Annotated in this window: 15 protein-coding genes, 1 tRNA gene and 1 pseudogene; 14 read left to right on the forward strand and 3 right to left on the reverse strand. The window is 68.7% G+C overall.

What is annotated here, in order from left to right:
* Nucleotides 1-15 precede the first annotated feature (15 nt).
* From ACIQ0W_RS11305 to ACIQ0W_RS11370, 14 genes and pseudogenes are all read left to right on the forward strand, one after another.
* Nucleotides 16-3,222 carry an HAD-IA family hydrolase gene (locus tag ACIQ0W_RS11305; protein ID WP_051513456.1) on the forward strand — a complete coding sequence of 1,069 codons (3,207 nt, stop codon included), beginning with the start codon at nt 16-18 and terminating at the stop codon, nt 3,220-3,222.
* Nucleotides 3,222-4,868 (forward strand): AarF/ABC1/UbiB kinase family protein, encoded by a 1,647-nt coding sequence (locus ACIQ0W_RS11310; protein ID WP_036298344.1) that lies wholly within the window; start codon nt 3,222-3,224, stop codon nt 4,866-4,868. Before ACIQ0W_RS11305 ends, ACIQ0W_RS11310 begins: the two co-directional genes overlap by 1 nt.
* Nucleotides 4,869-4,906: 38 nt before the next feature.
* Entirely contained in the window at nt 4,907-5,965 is a 1,059-nt protein-coding gene (locus ACIQ0W_RS11315; protein ID WP_033107657.1) for a type II glyceraldehyde-3-phosphate dehydrogenase, read from the forward strand.
* A gap of 54 nt (nt 5,966-6,019) precedes the next feature.
* Entirely contained in the window at nt 6,020-6,238 is a 219-nt protein-coding gene (locus ACIQ0W_RS11320; protein ID WP_021010678.1) for a DUF2933 domain-containing protein, read from the forward strand.
* Nucleotides 6,235-7,254: a DMT family transporter gene (locus ACIQ0W_RS11325; protein WP_396642854.1), complete on the forward strand. Its 1,020-nt coding sequence runs from the start codon at nt 6,235-6,237 to the stop codon at nt 7,252-7,254. Before ACIQ0W_RS11320 ends, ACIQ0W_RS11325 begins: the two co-directional genes overlap by 4 nt.
* Nucleotides 7,251-8,774 carry a multicopper oxidase family protein gene (locus ACIQ0W_RS11330; protein WP_036298348.1) on the forward strand — a complete coding sequence of 508 codons (1,524 nt, stop codon included), beginning with the start codon at nt 7,251-7,253 and terminating at the stop codon, nt 8,772-8,774. The genes ACIQ0W_RS11325 and ACIQ0W_RS11330 overlap by 4 nt, the downstream gene beginning before the upstream one ends.
* Before the next feature lie 722 nt (nt 8,775-9,496).
* Nucleotides 9,497-9,712, forward strand: a complete 216-nt coding sequence (locus tag ACIQ0W_RS11335; RefSeq protein WP_232711325.1) for a helix-turn-helix domain-containing protein — start codon at nt 9,497-9,499, stop codon at nt 9,710-9,712.
* Nucleotides 9,702-10,211: pseudogene (locus ACIQ0W_RS11340) on the forward strand (IS5 family transposase); the annotation flags it as partial. The gene ACIQ0W_RS11335 and the pseudogene ACIQ0W_RS11340, both read left to right, overlap by 11 nt.
* A complete protein-coding gene (locus tag ACIQ0W_RS11345) occupies nt 10,103-11,719 on the forward strand; it encodes a heavy metal translocating P-type ATPase (RefSeq protein ID WP_396642855.1) in 1,617 nt (538 codons plus the stop codon). The pseudogene ACIQ0W_RS11340 and the gene ACIQ0W_RS11345, both read left to right, overlap by 109 nt.
* Nucleotides 11,720-11,750: 31 nt before the next feature.
* Entirely contained in the window at nt 11,751-12,191 is a 441-nt protein-coding gene (locus ACIQ0W_RS11350; protein WP_100814304.1) for a DUF6153 family protein, read from the forward strand.
* A gap of 96 nt (nt 12,192-12,287) precedes the next feature.
* Nucleotides 12,288-12,881: a DUF305 domain-containing protein gene (locus ACIQ0W_RS11355; RefSeq protein WP_100814303.1), complete on the forward strand. Its 594-nt coding sequence runs from the start codon at nt 12,288-12,290 to the stop codon at nt 12,879-12,881.
* A 55-nt stretch (nt 12,882-12,936) separates the two neighbouring features.
* On the forward strand, nt 12,937-13,821 hold the full coding sequence (locus ACIQ0W_RS11360) for a hypothetical protein (protein ID WP_304690009.1): 885 nt from the start codon (nt 12,937-12,939) through the stop codon (nt 13,819-13,821).
* 64 nt (nt 13,822-13,885) lie between these two features.
* Nucleotides 13,886-14,293, forward strand: a complete 408-nt coding sequence (locus tag ACIQ0W_RS11365; RefSeq protein ID WP_396642909.1) for a heavy-metal-associated domain-containing protein — start codon at nt 13,886-13,888, stop codon at nt 14,291-14,293.
* Entirely contained in the window at nt 14,290-14,580 is a 291-nt protein-coding gene (locus tag ACIQ0W_RS11370; RefSeq protein ID WP_396642856.1) for a tyrosine-type recombinase/integrase, read from the forward strand. Before ACIQ0W_RS11365 ends, ACIQ0W_RS11370 begins: the two co-directional genes overlap by 4 nt.
* A 214-nt stretch (nt 14,581-14,794) precedes the next feature.
* Here ACIQ0W_RS11370 and ACIQ0W_RS11375 read toward each other — a convergent pair.
* From ACIQ0W_RS11375 to ACIQ0W_RS11385, 3 genes are all read right to left on the reverse strand, one after another.
* Nucleotides 14,795-14,885: transfer RNA gene (locus ACIQ0W_RS11375), tRNA-Ser, on the reverse strand.
* 59 nt (nt 14,886-14,944) lie between these two features.
* Complete coding sequence (locus tag ACIQ0W_RS11380) at nt 14,945-15,448, reverse strand: DUF2231 domain-containing protein (protein WP_100813983.1); 504 nt, start codon at nt 15,446-15,448, stop codon at nt 14,945-14,947.
* A 30-nt stretch (nt 15,449-15,478) separates the two neighbouring features.
* On the reverse strand, nt 15,479-15,997 hold the full coding sequence (locus tag ACIQ0W_RS11385; RefSeq protein ID WP_100813984.1) for a DUF2231 domain-containing protein: 519 nt from the start codon (nt 15,995-15,997) through the stop codon (nt 15,479-15,481).
* Nucleotides 15,998-16,050 lie beyond the last annotated feature (53 nt).

The raw sequence follows: 16,050 nt of genomic DNA on the forward strand, positions 1-16,050 counted from the left end.
ACGCGAGGCGCCGCGATGACTCCGCGGTCGGCAGAGCGCGGGACTCACCACCTCGATGCCGTCTACGACGCGGTGCTGTTCGACATGGACGGCGTGGTCACGAACACCGCCGCGATCCATGCCGCCGCGTGGAAGCAGCTGTTCGACGAGGTGCTGCGAGACCCGCGTGTGCAGGTGGACGACCCCGAGACGACCTTCGACCCGGTCGCCGACTACCGCCGCTATGTGGATGGGCGAACCCGCGAGGACGGGGTATCGGCGTACCTGACGGCCCGTGGGATCGCCCTGGACGCCGGAGATCCCGACGACCCACCAACGGCGTGGACGATCGCGGGGCTCGCGGCGCGCAAGAACGAGCTGTTCCTGGCGGAGCTGGGCACCCGCGGGCTGCGCGTCTATCCGGGCACCGTGGCGCTGCTGCATCGCCTGCGGGGCGCGGCCGTTCCGGTCGGGCTGGTCACCGCGAGCCGGAACGCGCACCAGATGCTCGCCGCCGCAGGACTGGCCGGCTGCTTCGACACCGTGGTGGACGGCCGGATCGCGCTCTCGCATCACCTGAAAGGCAAGCCGGATCCCGCCATGTTCGTCGAGGCGGCCCGGCGACTGGGTGTCGCCGCGGCCCGCACCGCGGTCGTCGAGGACTCGGTCGCCGGCGTGGCGGCCGGGAGGCGCGGAGGCTTCGGCTTCGTCGTCGGCATCGACCGCGCCGGAGCGCGGGAGCAGCTCGAGGCCGCGGGCGCCGACCTCGTCCTGGCCGATGTCGCCGAGCTCGACCTGGGCGTCTCCACCACGGATCCGTGGCAGCTGGTCTACGACGGCTTCGACCCCGCGCACGAAGGGCACCGGGAGGCGCTCACCGCGCTGGGCAACGGCTACCTGGCCACCCGGGGCGCCCGGCCCGAGCACCACGACGACGGCATCCACTATCCCGGCACCTACCTCGCCGGCGTGTACAACCGACTGGCGAGCACCATCCACGGGCGCGAGCTCGAGGAGGAGCATCTCGTCAACACTCCCAACTGGCTTCCGGTGGACCTCCGCCTCGGAGACGGGCCGTGGCTGTCCACCGGCCAGGTCGTGACGCACAGCGAACGACGCGAGCTCGACCTGCGCCGCGGCCTGGTCGTCCGCCGCGCGGTCCTCACCGCTCCGAACGGGGATCGACTCGACTTCGTGCAGACGACGTTCACCTCCCTGGACGAGCCTCACCTGGCCGTGCTGGAAACCACGCTCACCGCCCCCGACTGGAGCGGCACGGTCACCCTCCGCGCCGGGATCGACGCCGGCGTGCGCAACAGCAACGTGGCCGCGTATCTCGGATCGGACGCCACCCACCTCACGCAGCCGACGTTCCGCCAGGTCGGCGACACCACCCTCTGCGAGGTGCGGACCCGGCAGAGCCGGGTCCACATCGCCACCGCCGTCCGCTCGACCCTCACCGGAACCGACAGCGCGACCGATCACCGCATCGACACGCCATCGCAGCACACCCGGGAGCTGCGCATCCCTCTGGAGCAGGGTCGACCGGTCACCCTCACCAAGACGGCCGCGATCTACACCTCCCACGATCGGGCCATCAGCGAGCCGGGTGGTGCCGCCCTGACCCTGCTCACCGAACGCGGTGGCGACGTCGAGGCGCTGCGGGAACGCCACGCGGCGGCGTGGCGGCGACTCTGGGAACGCTTCGCGGTCACCCTGGACGCCGACACGCACAGCCGACTCATCCTGAACCTGCACGTCTTCCACCTGCTCCAGACCCTCTCGCCGCACACCGTCGAGCTCGACGCCGGGGTGCCCGCCCGCGGCCTGCACGGCGAGGGGTATCGGGGGCACGTCTTCTGGGACGAGGTGTTCGTCCTGCCCGTGATCGCTCTGCGCACGCCCGAGATCAGCCGGGCGCTGATCGACTACCGCTGGCGGCGACTGGACGCCGCCCGCGCCGCGGCGACCGCCGCCGGACTCCGCGGAGCCCTCTTCCCCTGGCAGAGCGGCAGCGACGGTCGCGAGGAGACGCCCGAGGCGCTCTACAACCCGCGCTCCGGTCGGTGGATGCCGGACAACTCCCACCGTCAACGCCACGTCGGCCTCGCCATCGCCTACAACGCCTGGCAGCACTACCAGGCCACCGGCGACCTCGAGTGGCTCGCCGAACGCGGCGGCGAGCTCATCATCGAGGTCGCCCGCCTGTTCGCCTCGCTCGCCGAGCACGACACTGCCACCGACCGCTTCCACATCGCCGGGGTGATGGGACCCGACGAGTTCCACGACGGCGCCCCGGACGCTCCCGGCAGCGGCCTGCGCGACAACACGTACACCAACGTCCTCGCCTCGTGGGTCGCCACGCGAGCGGCCCGGACACTCGCCCTGCTCCACGGGCACCGCGGCGAGGGCCTCCGCGACCGGCTCCGCGTCACCGACGAGGAGATCGCGGGGTGGGCCCGGCTCAGCACACGACTGGCGGTGGGGTTCCACCGCGACGGCATCCTCACCCAGTTCGACGGCTACGAGAGCCTGCAGGAGCTGGACTGGGACCACTACCGCGAGGAGTACGGGAACATCGGCCGGCTCGATCTCATCCTCGAGTCCGAGAACGACAGCACCAACCGGTACAAGCTCGCCAAGCAGCCCGACGTCGTCATGCTGGTCTACCTGCTCGGTCACGACGGGCTCCGGGCGCAACTCGCCACGCTCGGCTACCCGTTCTCCGAGCAGGACCTGACCCGCACGGTCGAGTACTACCTCGCCCGCACCGCCAACGGGTCGACGCTCAGCCGAGTCGTGAACGCCTCCGTCCTGGCCGGCATCGACCCGTCCCGCTCCTGGATCGCGTTCCGCGAGGCGCTGATCGCCGATCTCGACGACTCCCAGGGCGGCACCACCCGCGAAGGGATCCACCTCGGCGCGATGGCCGGCACCATCGACCTGCCCGTCCGCTCCTTCGCCGGCATGGCCCTCGGTGACGACGAGCTCGTCTTCGCCCCCCGACTGCCGCCGAACCTCACCCGGGTCGGGTTCCAGATCCGATACCGCGGCCACCTCGTCGACGTGATGCTCCGTGACCGCAGCCTGGAGCTTCGCGTGCACGCCGGCTCAGCACCCGCGATCCACGTGCGCGTCGGCGCGGTCGCCGTGCCGCTCTCGGCCGGACAGACCAAGACGTTCGCGATCGGCCCGGGCACCTCGGCCCGCGACGCGACCAACCGCGAAGGAGGCCTCGACTGATGAGCACGCATCGGAGCCGGTATCGGCGCATCGCCACCATCCTCGAGCACCACGGACTCGGGCTCGGCCTCGGGCTGCTCGGACTGGAGAAGTGGATTCCCTTCAACAAAGGCGTTCTCGGGCATGCGCGCCGGGACGAGCCCTACACCAGTCCGGAACACCTCCGACTCGCCCTCGAGGAGCTCGGACCGACCTTCATCAAACTCGGCCAGCTGCTGTCCACCCGCAACGACCTGCTGCCCGCCGCTTACCTCGCCGAGTTGGTCAAGCTTCAGGACGCCGCGCCGCCCGAGGCCTGGGAGCCGATGAAGGCGGTGATCCGCGAGGAGCTCGGCGCGGACCCCGAACAGCTCTTCGCACAGTTCGACCCGCAACCGCTGGCCGCCGCGTCGATCGGGCAGGCATACGCCGCGACCCTTCACGACGGCACCCAGGTCGTCGTGAAGGTCCGCCGACCCGGCGCGGTCGCCCAGATCCACGAAGACCTGGAGATCCTGCAGAACCTCGCCGAGCGCGCCGACAAGCGGTGGGATGCCGCCCGCCAGTACAACCTGCCGGGCATCGTCGAGGAGTTCTCCCGCACGCTGCGCGCCGAGCTCGACTATCTGCAGGAGGGCCGGAACGCGGAGCGGTTCGCCGCCGACTTCGCCGACTCACCCGACGTCGCCGTCCCTCAGGTGTTCTGGGAGACGACCACGTCACGCGTGCTGACCCTGGAACGGATGCACGGCATCCGAGTCGACGACCTGCCCGCCCTGGACGCGGCCGGCATCGACCGGAACCAGCTGGCCAGGCGAGGCGCAGACCTCATCCTCACCATGGTGTTCGAGAACCGCTTCTTCCACGCCGACCCGCACCCGGGCAACCTGTTCATCCAAACCGACGGATCCATCGCCCTCATCGACTTCGGCATGGTCGGCCAACTCGACGAAGAGGTCACCGAGCAGCTCTCCGACGTGCTGCTCGCCTTCACCCGCGGAGACTCCAACGCGCTCGCCACCGCCCTGCTCGCGCTCTCGATCACCAAGAACACCTCCGACCGCGGCGAGCTCGGCCGCTCCCTGGACGTCTTCGTGTCGCGGTATCTCGGACGCCCCCTGTCCGACATTAACCTCAGCCACCTGCTCGGAGAGCTGCTCGCCCTGCTGCGACACCACCACCTCCAGCTGCCGCAGCAGACCGCTCTGCTGTTCAAGGTCCTGATGATGGGCGAGGCACTGGCGGCACGGCTCGACCCCGAGTTCGAGATGCTGCAGGCGCTCACCCCCTTCTCGGAGCGGATCGTGCAGCGACAGTTCTCCCTCCCCGCCCTGGCGAAACGCTGGGCACAGGCATCCGCGGATGCCGGAGCACTGCTGCTCGAGCTGCCCGGAACACTCAAGCAGCTCCGGCGGGTGCTGGAGAACGGCGGCCTCGAGGTGCACCTGCGCGCGGCCGAACTGGAACCGCTCGTGGGACGGGCTGAACGGATCGGCAATCGCCTGATCGCCGGCATGATCACCGCCGCCCTGATCAACGGCATCGGCGAACTCGTCAGCGGGAACACGAGATGGCGCTCGCGGGAAGGCGTCATGATCGGCGCCGGCGCGAGCGTGGTCACCGCACTCGGCGGCTACCTGCTCTGGACCACGCGGCGACGGCGATGACCGCCGCGGCTCCCATCCCTCATCAGAAAGGCACGCACATGAACACCATTCGAGTCGGCGTCAACGGCTACGGCGTCATCGGCAAGCGCGTCGCCGACGCGGTCCTGCTGCAGTCGGACATGGACCTGGTCGGCGTCGCGGACATCGCCACCGACTGGCGGATCAAGTCCGCAGCGAACCGCCTGCCCGTGTTCGCCTCCACCATCGAGGCGCAGCAGGCCATGCGGGGCGCCGACGTGCCCGCACAGGGAGTGCTCGACGACCTTCTCGCGCAGTGCGACGTCGTCGTCGACACCACCCCCAAGCATGTGGCAGCGGGAAACCTGGAGCGCTACCGCGCCCTCGGCGTCAAGGCAGTGCTCCAAGGCGGCGAGTCCCACTCCACCACCGGCCACTCCTTCGTCGCCCAAGCCAACTACGCCAGCGCCATCGGCAGGGACAGCACCCGGGTGGTCTCCTGCAACACCACCAGCATCGTGCGGATCCTCGGCGCGCTGGATGCGGCCGGACTCCTGCTGCGCGCCCGTGGGGTGCTCATCCGCCGCGCCACCGACCCGTGGGAATCGCACCTCGGCGGGATCATGAACACGATGGTCCCAGAACCGACCATCCCCTCTCATCAGGGCCCCGACGCACAGACCGTGCTCCCCGGACTCGATGTCGTCACCATCGCCGCCAAAGGCGCCCACACGCAGACCCACAGCCACTACTGGACGCTACAACTGACCCGGGAGGCGACCCGCGACGAGGTGCTGGACGCCCTGCGCGCCGCGCCCCGCATCGCGTTCATCCGGATGTCCGATGGCCTGGTCGCCCTCAACTCCACCGTCGAGCTGATGCGCGATCTCGGCCGCCCCCGGGGAGACATGTGGGAGGTCGCCGTGTGGGAGGACCTGGTCACCGTGAACGGCAGCGAGGCCTACCTCGCCTACCAGGTCTACAACGAGGCCATCGTCGTGCCCGAGACGATCGACGCGATCCGCGCGCTGACGGGCACCGTCCCCGACGCCGCGACCTCGATCCGCCTCACCGACGAGAGCCTCGGCATGCGCCAGGACTTCCTCACACCGGCGGAGGAGCCCGACCATGACCGGTGACCACCAACCGCCCGCCGACGTCCCGGCGAAGGCGACCCGCGGCGACGGATGCCTGTGACGGCGTGGCTGATCATCGGGATCTCCGTGCTCGGGATCGCGATCTACCTGTTCATCGACCACCTTCCCCACGTCGTCGCAGTGCTGCCCTACGTCGCGATCATCGGCATGGCCGCCATGCACCTGTTCGGCCACCGCCACCACACCGGCGCCCACGACTCGAATCATCGACGCCACGGGGGCGACAGCGGGACCGACACGCGAGAGTCGTCGTGAACACCGTCGTCCGCCCCCTCGCGGACGCCAGCCGGCACGGGCACCCCCGACCGCTGCGGATGCTGTGGGTCACGCTCGCCTGGGGGTCGTGCTTCGTCGCGATCACCGTCGGCCTGCAAGACGCCCCGCCGCTGTGGCTCGCGGCACTGAGAGCCCTCATCGCCGGGGTCGCGCTCGCAACCGTCGCCGGCATCCAGCGGGCACCTCTTCCCCGCGACCCGAAGACATGGGCACTGATCGGCTGCCTCGGACTGGTGAACATCGCCCTGGCATTCGCGACGATGTTCGTCGCCGCGACCGGACTGTCGACCGGGATCGCCTCGGTGCTCGCCAACGCGCAGCCAATCCTGATCCTGCTGCCCGCGTGGTGGCTCTACCGCGAGCGTCCCACCCCCGCCGCGATCGCCGCGATCGGCCTGGGCTTCACCGGCCTACTCATCATCGTCCTTCCCTCCGGGCTCGGCACCGGAGCGTGGCTCTCACTGACCTCCGCCGCCGCGATCGCCGCCGGCACCCTCATCGGCCGGATCGTGCACGCAGACGTCCGAATCGTGGCGGCAGCTCAGCTGCTCATCGGAGGTGCGATCCTCGCCGGCACCGCAGCCGTCACAGAAGGGCCGCCCACGATCGACTGGAACATCCGGTTCATCCTCACCCTGCTGTTCCTATCACTGGTCGGCACCGCCGCCACCACGGTCGCCTGGTTCACCGAGATCGGACGTGCCCGGCTCGACCTCCTCGCCGCGTGGACGCTGCTCGTGCCGGTCTTCGGGATCCTGCTGTCGCTGCTGATCCTGCGCGAGGACCCGGGCCTGTGGGGCTGGATCGGGACCGTGATCGTGCTGATCGCAATGGCGTTGCTCGCCATCGGATCCAGGCGCTCAGAGCCCTCGGCCGTCACGGCAACCGGCAATCGTGCCCCACGAGCCTCCGCCGATCATGCGACGTCCGACCCGGACGGCCTCCCTGACGAAAACCACGGCCCGCGCTCCCGGCCGGAAAGGAAACAACGATGAACCCGTCGCCCGCCCCACGCCCCCGCTTCCTCCTAACTCGGCGAGGGTTCCTCGGCGTCAGCATTGGCGCCGTCGCGACGGTCGCGCTGGCATCCTGCGCGCCGGCGGCGAACTGGGTGCAGCCCGACGGCGCCCAGGTCCAAGGCGCCGAGCGGCGCCGCGGCGGCACCGGGAAGGTCACCACCGCGACCCTCACCGCCGCCCCGACCGTGCTGGACCTAGCCGGGGCGACCGCGCCGACCTGGGCGTTCGGGTCTGTTCCGGCGCCCGTGATCCGTCTCGGCGCCGGAGACACTCTGAAGGCCACCGTCCGGAACCAGCTCGAGGCGGACACCTCCGTGCACTGGCACGGGCTCGCGCTGCGCAACGACATGGACGGCGTCCCGCCGGTCACCCAGCAGCCCATCAAGGCCGGGGCCAGTTTCGACTACGAGTTCATCGCGCCCGATCCCGGCACCTACTGGTTCCACCCCCACGTCGGGGTGCAGCTGGACCGTGGCCTGTACGGGGCGCTGATCGTCGAGGACCCCGCCGAGCCCGGCGGGTACGAGGACGAGTGGGTCATCATCCTCGACGACTGGCTCGACGGCGTCACCGCCACCCCCGACGACGTCCTTGACGAGCTGTCCGCCGGGATGGGTGACACGGGCGGGATGGGCGACATGTTCATGCGGATGGGCAACACCCTCATGGGCGCCACCTCCGATCTGCTCGGCGGCGACGCCGGCGACGTCTACTACCCCCTCTACCTCGTCAACGGGAAACCCCCCGCTGACCCCACCCAGTTCACCGGGCGGGCCGGCGAGAAGGTGCGGCTGCGGATCATCAACGCCGGCAGCGACACCGCGTTCCGCCTCGCCATCGGCGGTCACACGCTCACCATCACCCATACCGACGGCTTCCCCGTGGAACCGCTCGAAGTCGACAGCATCCTCATCGGCATGGGCGAACGCTACGACGCGACCCTCACCCTCGGCGACGGCGTGTTTCCCCTCGTCGCGCAAGCCGAAGGCAAGCGCGACCGCGGCTTCGCCGTCATCCGCACCGGCAGCGCCGCGGCAGCACCGACGGCCGATGTGAGCATCCCGGAGCTCACTAGCAGCCGGATCGGGACCGCACAGCTGCTGACGTCAGATAGCAGCGTTGCGCTGTCCTCACGGCAGCCTGATCGGACCGTGGCGATCACTCTCACCGGAGGTATGGCCGAATACGACTGGGGCATCGACGGGCGACGGTTCGATATGAATCAGCCCCTCGACGGCGCGCACGAGATCCGCGAAGGCGAACGCGTCCGGTTCACGATCACTAATGACACCGAGATGTGGCACCCATTCCATCTACACGGTCACACCTACCAGCATGAAGGTGGCGGCCCGCGGAAAGACACGTCGATCATCCTGCCCAAGCAGACCCTCACCGTCGACTTCGACGCTGACAACCCAGGTCTCTGGGTCGCCCACTGCCACAACATCTACCACGCCGAAACCGGCATGACCACTGTCATCGGCTATCGGGCGTGACCACGGCGCAACCTTCCGGAGGCCACGGAACTGGTCGTGTCGATGAACGCGTGACGGCGCCATTGATCGGACGGGATGCGGTCCCACCCCTGCGGGATCGTGACGATACCGGCCGCGGCTACGTTATTGGCCGGCCGGCCGGTCCGCCGTTGTCGGCGGTGGAGAGCGTGCGCGCCGAACGCATCCACCGCGCCGTGTTTGGGCACGCCAAGATCGTCCACGTCCTCGAGGGCGCCGCACACATTGAGACAGCCACAGGCATCCACGAGTTGACACCGGGCTACGCGATGGCTCTCGGGGCCGGCATGTGGTGCTCAGTGCGCCCAGACCCGACTGTGCGGCTATGGACGCTCTACTTCGACGAGTCCTTCCTCCGCTCCCACATGCGATGGGTGCTCGCCGACACCACGCGCGTCCGTCCGGGCGTGCATCCTGACGCCTGGGACGGCTCGGCACTCGTGCTGCAGCCTGGCGTGGACATCCTGCACCGCATCGAACCGCTGTGGCGCCAGATCAGCCTCGTGAACGAGACCGCGCCACCGGAGGTCGCGACCACCCGACTGATCTCTCTGTTCTCCCGCGCCGTCGAGATTGCCCTACCGACGCTGCTCGCCGACGACGGCGCCGTGCCCGAGAGGTTCGTCCTCCCGGTGCGCGGCCGGCTCGCGCAGCCGCCAATCGCTCGCCCCGTGCGCCGCTCGGTCGTCCTGCTGCGCTCGCGCATGACCGAGCCGTGGACGGTCGGCAGGCTCGCCGCGGAGGTGGCCGTCTCCCGCGCCCATCTCACACGCGTTTTCACCCAGCAGGTCGGTGTCGCCCCCATGCGGTTCCTCATCGAGACCCGCCTGACGGAGTTCACGCGACTGATCGAGGAAACCGACCTGCCGATCGCCGATGCATCCCGGCAAGTCGGATGGAACGACGCGCGAGCCGCCTGATCACGCGGTCGGCCGCTCCCGAGGCGGCCTGTCGACGAAGATCCACCAGCTCGTCGACGGCAACGGGCTCCCGCTGGTCGCGCTGCTGACAGCAGGCCAGGCCGGGGACTCGCCGATGTTCCTGCCGCTGATGGGACACCTGCGTGTCGCCCGTCCCGTCGGCCGGCCCCGCACTCATCCGGACGCGGTCCGGGGTGACAAGGCGTACTCATCCCGCGCGATCCGCGGGCATCTACGCGCCCGCGGGATCAAGGCCGTGATCCCCGAGCCGTCCGACCAGCAAGGCCACCGCAAGCGCCGCGGCTCACGCGGCGGACGCCCCGTCTGCCTCGACGCCGCCGACTACAAGGGCCGCAACGTCATCGAGCGCCGCTACTGCCACATCAAGCAATGGCGAGGACTCGCCACCCGCTACGACAAACTCGCGATCACCTACCGGGCCGCTGTCATCCTCAACGCCGTCATCGCCTGGACCCGGCAATTGTCAGACATGCCCTAGCCGTCGCCGATCAGGTGGTCGTGCGCCCCGGGGAGAAGATCCCTTCCGACGGGCTCGTCGTTGACGGCGCATCCGCGATCGACGCGAGCATGTTGACGGGCGAATCCGTCCCCATTGAGGTCACCAAGGGTTCCCGCGTGGTCGGCGCTACGGTGAACGTCGGCGGGCGCCTGATCGTGGAGATCACCCGCGTCGGCGCCGACACCGAGCTGGCGCGGATGCAACGGCTGATGGACGAAGCACAAACCGGCAAGGCCAAGGTGCAGCGCCTCGCTGACCGCGTCTCGGCCGTGTTCGTTCCGATCGTGATCGTCCTGGCGATCATCGCGTTCGTCGGGTGGCTGCTACTCGGCGGGTCGCTCGAGGTCGCGTTCACCGCGGCCGTCGCGACCCTAATCATCGCCTGCCCCTGCGCTCTGGGGTTGGCGACACCGACGGCGCTGCTGGTCGGCACCGGCCGCGGGTCGCAGCTGGGCATCCTGATCCGCGGACCCCAGGTGCTCGAGCAGACCCGCCAGGTCGACACCATCGTGCTGGACAAGACCGGCACCATCACGAACGGTGTCATGTCCGTCACCACGCTCTCCCCCGCACCCGGCATCACTTCCGAGGACCTGCTAGCATCGGCCGCCGCCGCAGAGTGGGGATCGGAACACCCCGTCGCCCGTGCAATCGTCGCGGCGGTGGAGGGCACGCCGACTCCTGCCGAGGGGTTCACGTCGCACGTCGGGTTCGGCGTGCAAGCCGTAATCGATGGCGCCGTGGTGGTCGCCGGGCGTCCCCTGTGGGTCGAGGACCAATGGTCCGTCCACGCCCCCGCCACCCACCGCACCGAAGCTGAGGCCCTGGAAGCCGCCGGGGCGACGGTGATCGCGGTTGCACGCGACGGCGAGTTCCTGGGCACGATCACCGTGTCCGACACCGTCAAGCCCACCAGCGCCGAAGCGATCGCACGATTCCGCGCGCTGGGGCTCCGGCCGGTACTACTCACCGGCGACAACGCCGGTGCGGCGCTACACATCGCCACTCTCGTCGGCATCGACGAAGTCCGCTCCGGAGTCACCCCTGCCGGGAAGCTCGAAGCGATCCGGCAGCTGCATGCCTCCCGGCGTGTGGTGGCGATGGTCGGCGATGGCGTGAACGATGCCGCGGCCCTCGCCGCGGCGGATCTCGGGGTGGCGATGGGCGGCGGGACGGATGCGGCGATCGCTGCGAGTGACATCACGATCGTCTCCGGTGACCTGCTCGTGGTGGCGGATGCGATCCGGCTGGCCCGCCGAACCCTGGGCACCATCAAGGGAAACCTGTTCTGGGCGTTCGCGTACAACATCGCCGCGATCCCACTGGCGATGCTCGGCCTGCTGAACCCGCTAATCGCGGCCGCCGCGATGGCGTTCTCGTCTGTGTTTGTGGTCACCAACAGCCTCCGGCTGCGACGCTTCCGCGCCCACGCCACCGCGTCGGTCGCCGCAGCCACCCCTATATCCCGCACACGTCAGCCCGCCTGATCCGTTTACCCTGGGAAGCGAGGGAGGTGACATGTCGATGATCGCTCTGGCGCAACGCCTGCGTCCTGGCCCGCGTGGGCTCGGCCACTCGCTGCTGCTACTCATCGCCGTCACCACCGCGATCATCGTCGGGCTGCTCGCGATGCACTCTCTGAACAGTCACGCCGAGACGTCAACGCCCGCGTCGTCGGCGATCCACGAACACGGCACCGCTGGCGCGGCCGTGGCCGTGGCCGACCACGGCACGCCCCAGCCGTCGACGGACGGGGAGTGCGTGGACTGCGGCGGGCATACCAGCATGCTGGCGATGACCTGCGTCCTCGCGCTGCTCTTCGTGGCGTTACTGCTCTTCCTCCCTCGCGTGGGCCACACCTGGGGGGCCGCGCTGCGCGCCGGCCCTACCCTGATCGCCCCTAGCACTGCCCTTCCTAGACCCCCGTCTCTGCTCGTTCTCTGCATCAGTCGCACCTGAGAGGTGCTCGCAGCCGACCCGTCCCGCGGGTGGGCTCAGCACTTTCACGCCCGGACACACCGGTTCGTGCGCTCACAAACGACTGAGGAGAACCTGATGAAGAACCGTGCCGCGGCGACCGCCGCGATCACCCTGACCGCCCTGCTCGCTCTCGCCGGCTGCGCTGGCACCACGACCGGTGGCGGCATGGACAACATGCCCGGGATGGGCTCATCGTCCTCGGCATCCCCTGCCGCCGATGTGAACTCCGCAGACATGCAGTTCACGATGATGATGGTCCCGCACCACGAACAGGCCGTCGAGATGGCCGACATGATCCTCGCCAAGGACGGCATCGATGACCGCGTGCTGAGCCTCGCCGAGCAGATCAAAGCCGCGCAAGGCCCCGAAATCGAGCTGATGGAGTCGTGGCTTGAGGAGTGGGGCACGCCGATGGGCGAGATGGACGGTATGGATCACGGGGGAATGATGTCGAACACCGACATGGAGGCGCTGGAGGGCGCCACCGGCGTGGAGGCGTCGCGCCTGTTCCTGGAGCAGATGATCGTGCACCACGAAGGCGCGATCGAGATGGCGCAGACGCAGATCGACGACGGCGAGAACGCCGATGTGGTCGCCCTGGCGGAGAACATCATCGCCTCGCAGACCACCGAGATCACGACGATGGAGGACATCCTCGCGACCCTCTGACAGGCAGGGGTCGGCCGCACCCGCCGGCTGGCCCTCGCCCGTGGAGCCCGCCACTATGAACACGCGCACACGCACCCTCACTGCCACCGTCCTCGCTGGCGTGCTGACAGTCACCGCCACGGCCTGCACGACCGCCGGCAGCGATGAACCTTCCTCCGCTCCGCCCGTCGCTCATATTCACGACGTCGCGTTCGCGCCCGACGGAGCCGTGCTGGTCGGCGCACACACCGGCGCGTACCGCATCGACCTCACCACCGATGAGGTGTCCCTGGTCGGGGACACTGTGTTCGATGCGATGGGCCTGACCGTCCAAGGGGAGAGCATTCTCGCGTCCGGCCACCCCGCCCCTGACAACCAAGAAGATTCGTTCGCTCCGCCGAATATCGGCCTCGTCCGGCACACCGAGACAGGGTGGGAGCAGGTGTCCCTCGCAGGGGTCACGGACTTCCACATGCTCGCCACCACTCCCGCCGCACCCGATTTCCTGCTCGGGCTCCCCTCCGACCGCGCCGCCCTGGCGGCGAGCGTCGACGGCGGGCAGACCTGGGCCGATGTCGCCGCGCTGACTGCCCGCGATATCAGCATCGATCCGACCAACCCCGATGTCGTGACCGCCACCACACCCGAGGGCCTGATGGTCAGCCGCGACGCCGGGAGCAGTTTCGCTCCCGTTGGCAACGCCCCGATGCTTGTCGTCATCGCCGCGGACCCCACCCAGGAGGAAGGAATCATCGGGGCCGGCGCGGACGGCACCATCTGGACCGGGACCACGAAGCCAGGAGCGGTATGGAAGACCGCTGGACACGCCACCGGGATACCAGCTGCCATCTCCGTCAGCCCGGACGGGACCGCAGCAATCGCCGACGATAGCGGCGTACGGATCACGACCGACGCCGGCAACACCTGGCGGACTGTCCTGGTGACGGAGCCGACCTCGTGATCTTTCCGCAGCGAGCCCGCCGATTTAGAGAAACGCAATGAACGAAACGACCCGCACCGTCGTAATGGAAGTCGAGGGCCTCTCCTGGGCATCCTCGAAGTCCATCGTCGAATCGACCCTGCTCCGCCAGCCCGGGGTTACCGCGGTCGACGCGAACCCGATCGCGCAGACCGCGAACGTCTCTTACGACCCGCAACGCACCTCACAGGCGCAGCTGCGTCAGTGGATCATCGAGTGCGGCTACCACTGCGCCGGACAATCAGTCCCCGAACACATCTGCGACCCTGCCGCTCCGTGCCCTACCCGGACTTTCTCGAGAACATCGTCCGTGCCGCAGCGTTCGGGAAAGGACGAGAGGACCTCCTCTTCGGAAATGGGCAGTCACACCTCCGCCTACCCAACTCACAGGACGGATGGTTTGCGGGCGCCGTGCGCCGGGCGGCGACACAAGACCCGGATTTCCCGCGCGTGACGCCCCACGACCTACGCCACACCGCAGCCAGCCTCGCCATCAGCGCTGGCGCGAACGTCAAAGCCGTGCAACGGATGCTCGGCCATGCTTCAGCAGCGATGACACTCGACACCTATGCGGACCTCTTCGACGACGACCTCGACAACGTCGCCGCGGCCCTGAGTGCAGCTCGTCAAGCAACCATCACCCTCCTCGAAGCGGCGCAGCCATCTCGATCATCAGAAATCGCACCCTCACCGACGGGGCCGGTTACCAGCCCGTCAAGTAGCGGGGGCCCGAGTCGCTAGCAGCTGTCATGCAGCTCGGCTTGTGCGCCATTAGCGACGTCGACCCGTAGGGCGTCATGCAGGCAACCAATCAGTGCCGTGGCAAGCGGTCGGGCCGCCTGCCAACAGCCGGCGAGAACACGTTCGTTCTCATTTCGTTCTCACTTCGCGAGTTTTGCGAATGACAGAAGCCCCGCGATCCCAGTGTTTCCAAGGGTTCGCGGGGCTTCGACAGTGGCGGTGACGGTGGGATTTGAACCCACGGTAGGGGGTTACCCTACACAACTTTTCGAGAGTTGCACCTTCGGCCGCTCGGACACGTCACCGCGGAATAGCTTACGTGCCTGCACGTCCCCCCGCCAATCGCACAGGTACAGCGCCCGGCTCACTCCACGCGGAACGCCTCCGCCTGCTTCGCCTCGCTGGCCACGCGCACCCCGTAGCGATACGAGAGCTTGCCGCCGAGCCATCCCGAAATGCTCAAGACCAACAGGCTCAGGATGCTGACGACGAACGCCCCGACCGGGATCTCGTCCGTGGTGCTGCGGAAGAAGAGCTGCACGGCGTATGCGCCGCAGACAGTGATGTTCAGACCCATATGGAAGGTCGCCGTGCTCGAGGCCTGGGTACGGTCGGGAATGCGCAGGTAGTCCAGCACACCGAAGAAGATCGCGGCGATGCTCCCCAGCAGACCGATCACGATCAGCACCCGCGACCCGATCGCGAATGGCTCGGGGTTCGCAGAGACGAGTCCGATGATGTCGAACACGAGGCTGGCGATCCACGCACCGATCGGGATCGTCACGGCGATCGGATGGAACGGATGCCCGTAAGGTCCGGCCAGAACGGTCGCCGGGCGCTTTGCGGACGAGATGTCTTCATCGGGCATGCGTACCTCCTGGGTGGGTGACGGTTCGGTTCACGGCAGCGGCTCGAGACCTTCGCGCTGGGTTTGCTCGTCCGCGACGCGAACACCGAAGGTGTGCGCGAGTTTTCCGCCGAGCCAACCCGAGAGGCTGAGGATCGCGAGGCCGCTGACGCTGAGGATGACGGCGAACGTCGAGACACCTTCGCTGTCGCTGAAAATGCCGCCGCGCAGCAACAGGCTCGCGAGGAAGATCCCCATGGCGATCAGGTTGAGGATCATATGCGTCGTGCCCGTAGCCCGGGCGGGCGTGCCGCGCGGAATAGTCAGCCAGTCCAGAAACCCCAGGACGGCAGCAACGACGGCGCCGATCAGCCCGATGACGATCAAGATCCTCGCCCCCATCACGAATGGAGCGGGCGAGGACTGCGTGATCGCGATGAAGTCGAACACGACGCTCGACACCCATGCACCGATCGGGATGATCACGGCGATCGGATGAAATGGGTGACCGTACGGGCCGGCGATCCGTGTGAGTGGGTACTTGGCAGCGGGGCGCGGTGGGCTGTGCATCGGGGCCTCCGAGACGAGTCATGCGGCGAACGAGCAACGCGGAGCGAAGCCGG

This window comes from Microbacterium sp., from assembly GCF_044340635.1.
GTDB lineage: Bacteria > Actinomycetota > Actinomycetes > Actinomycetales > Microbacteriaceae > Microbacterium.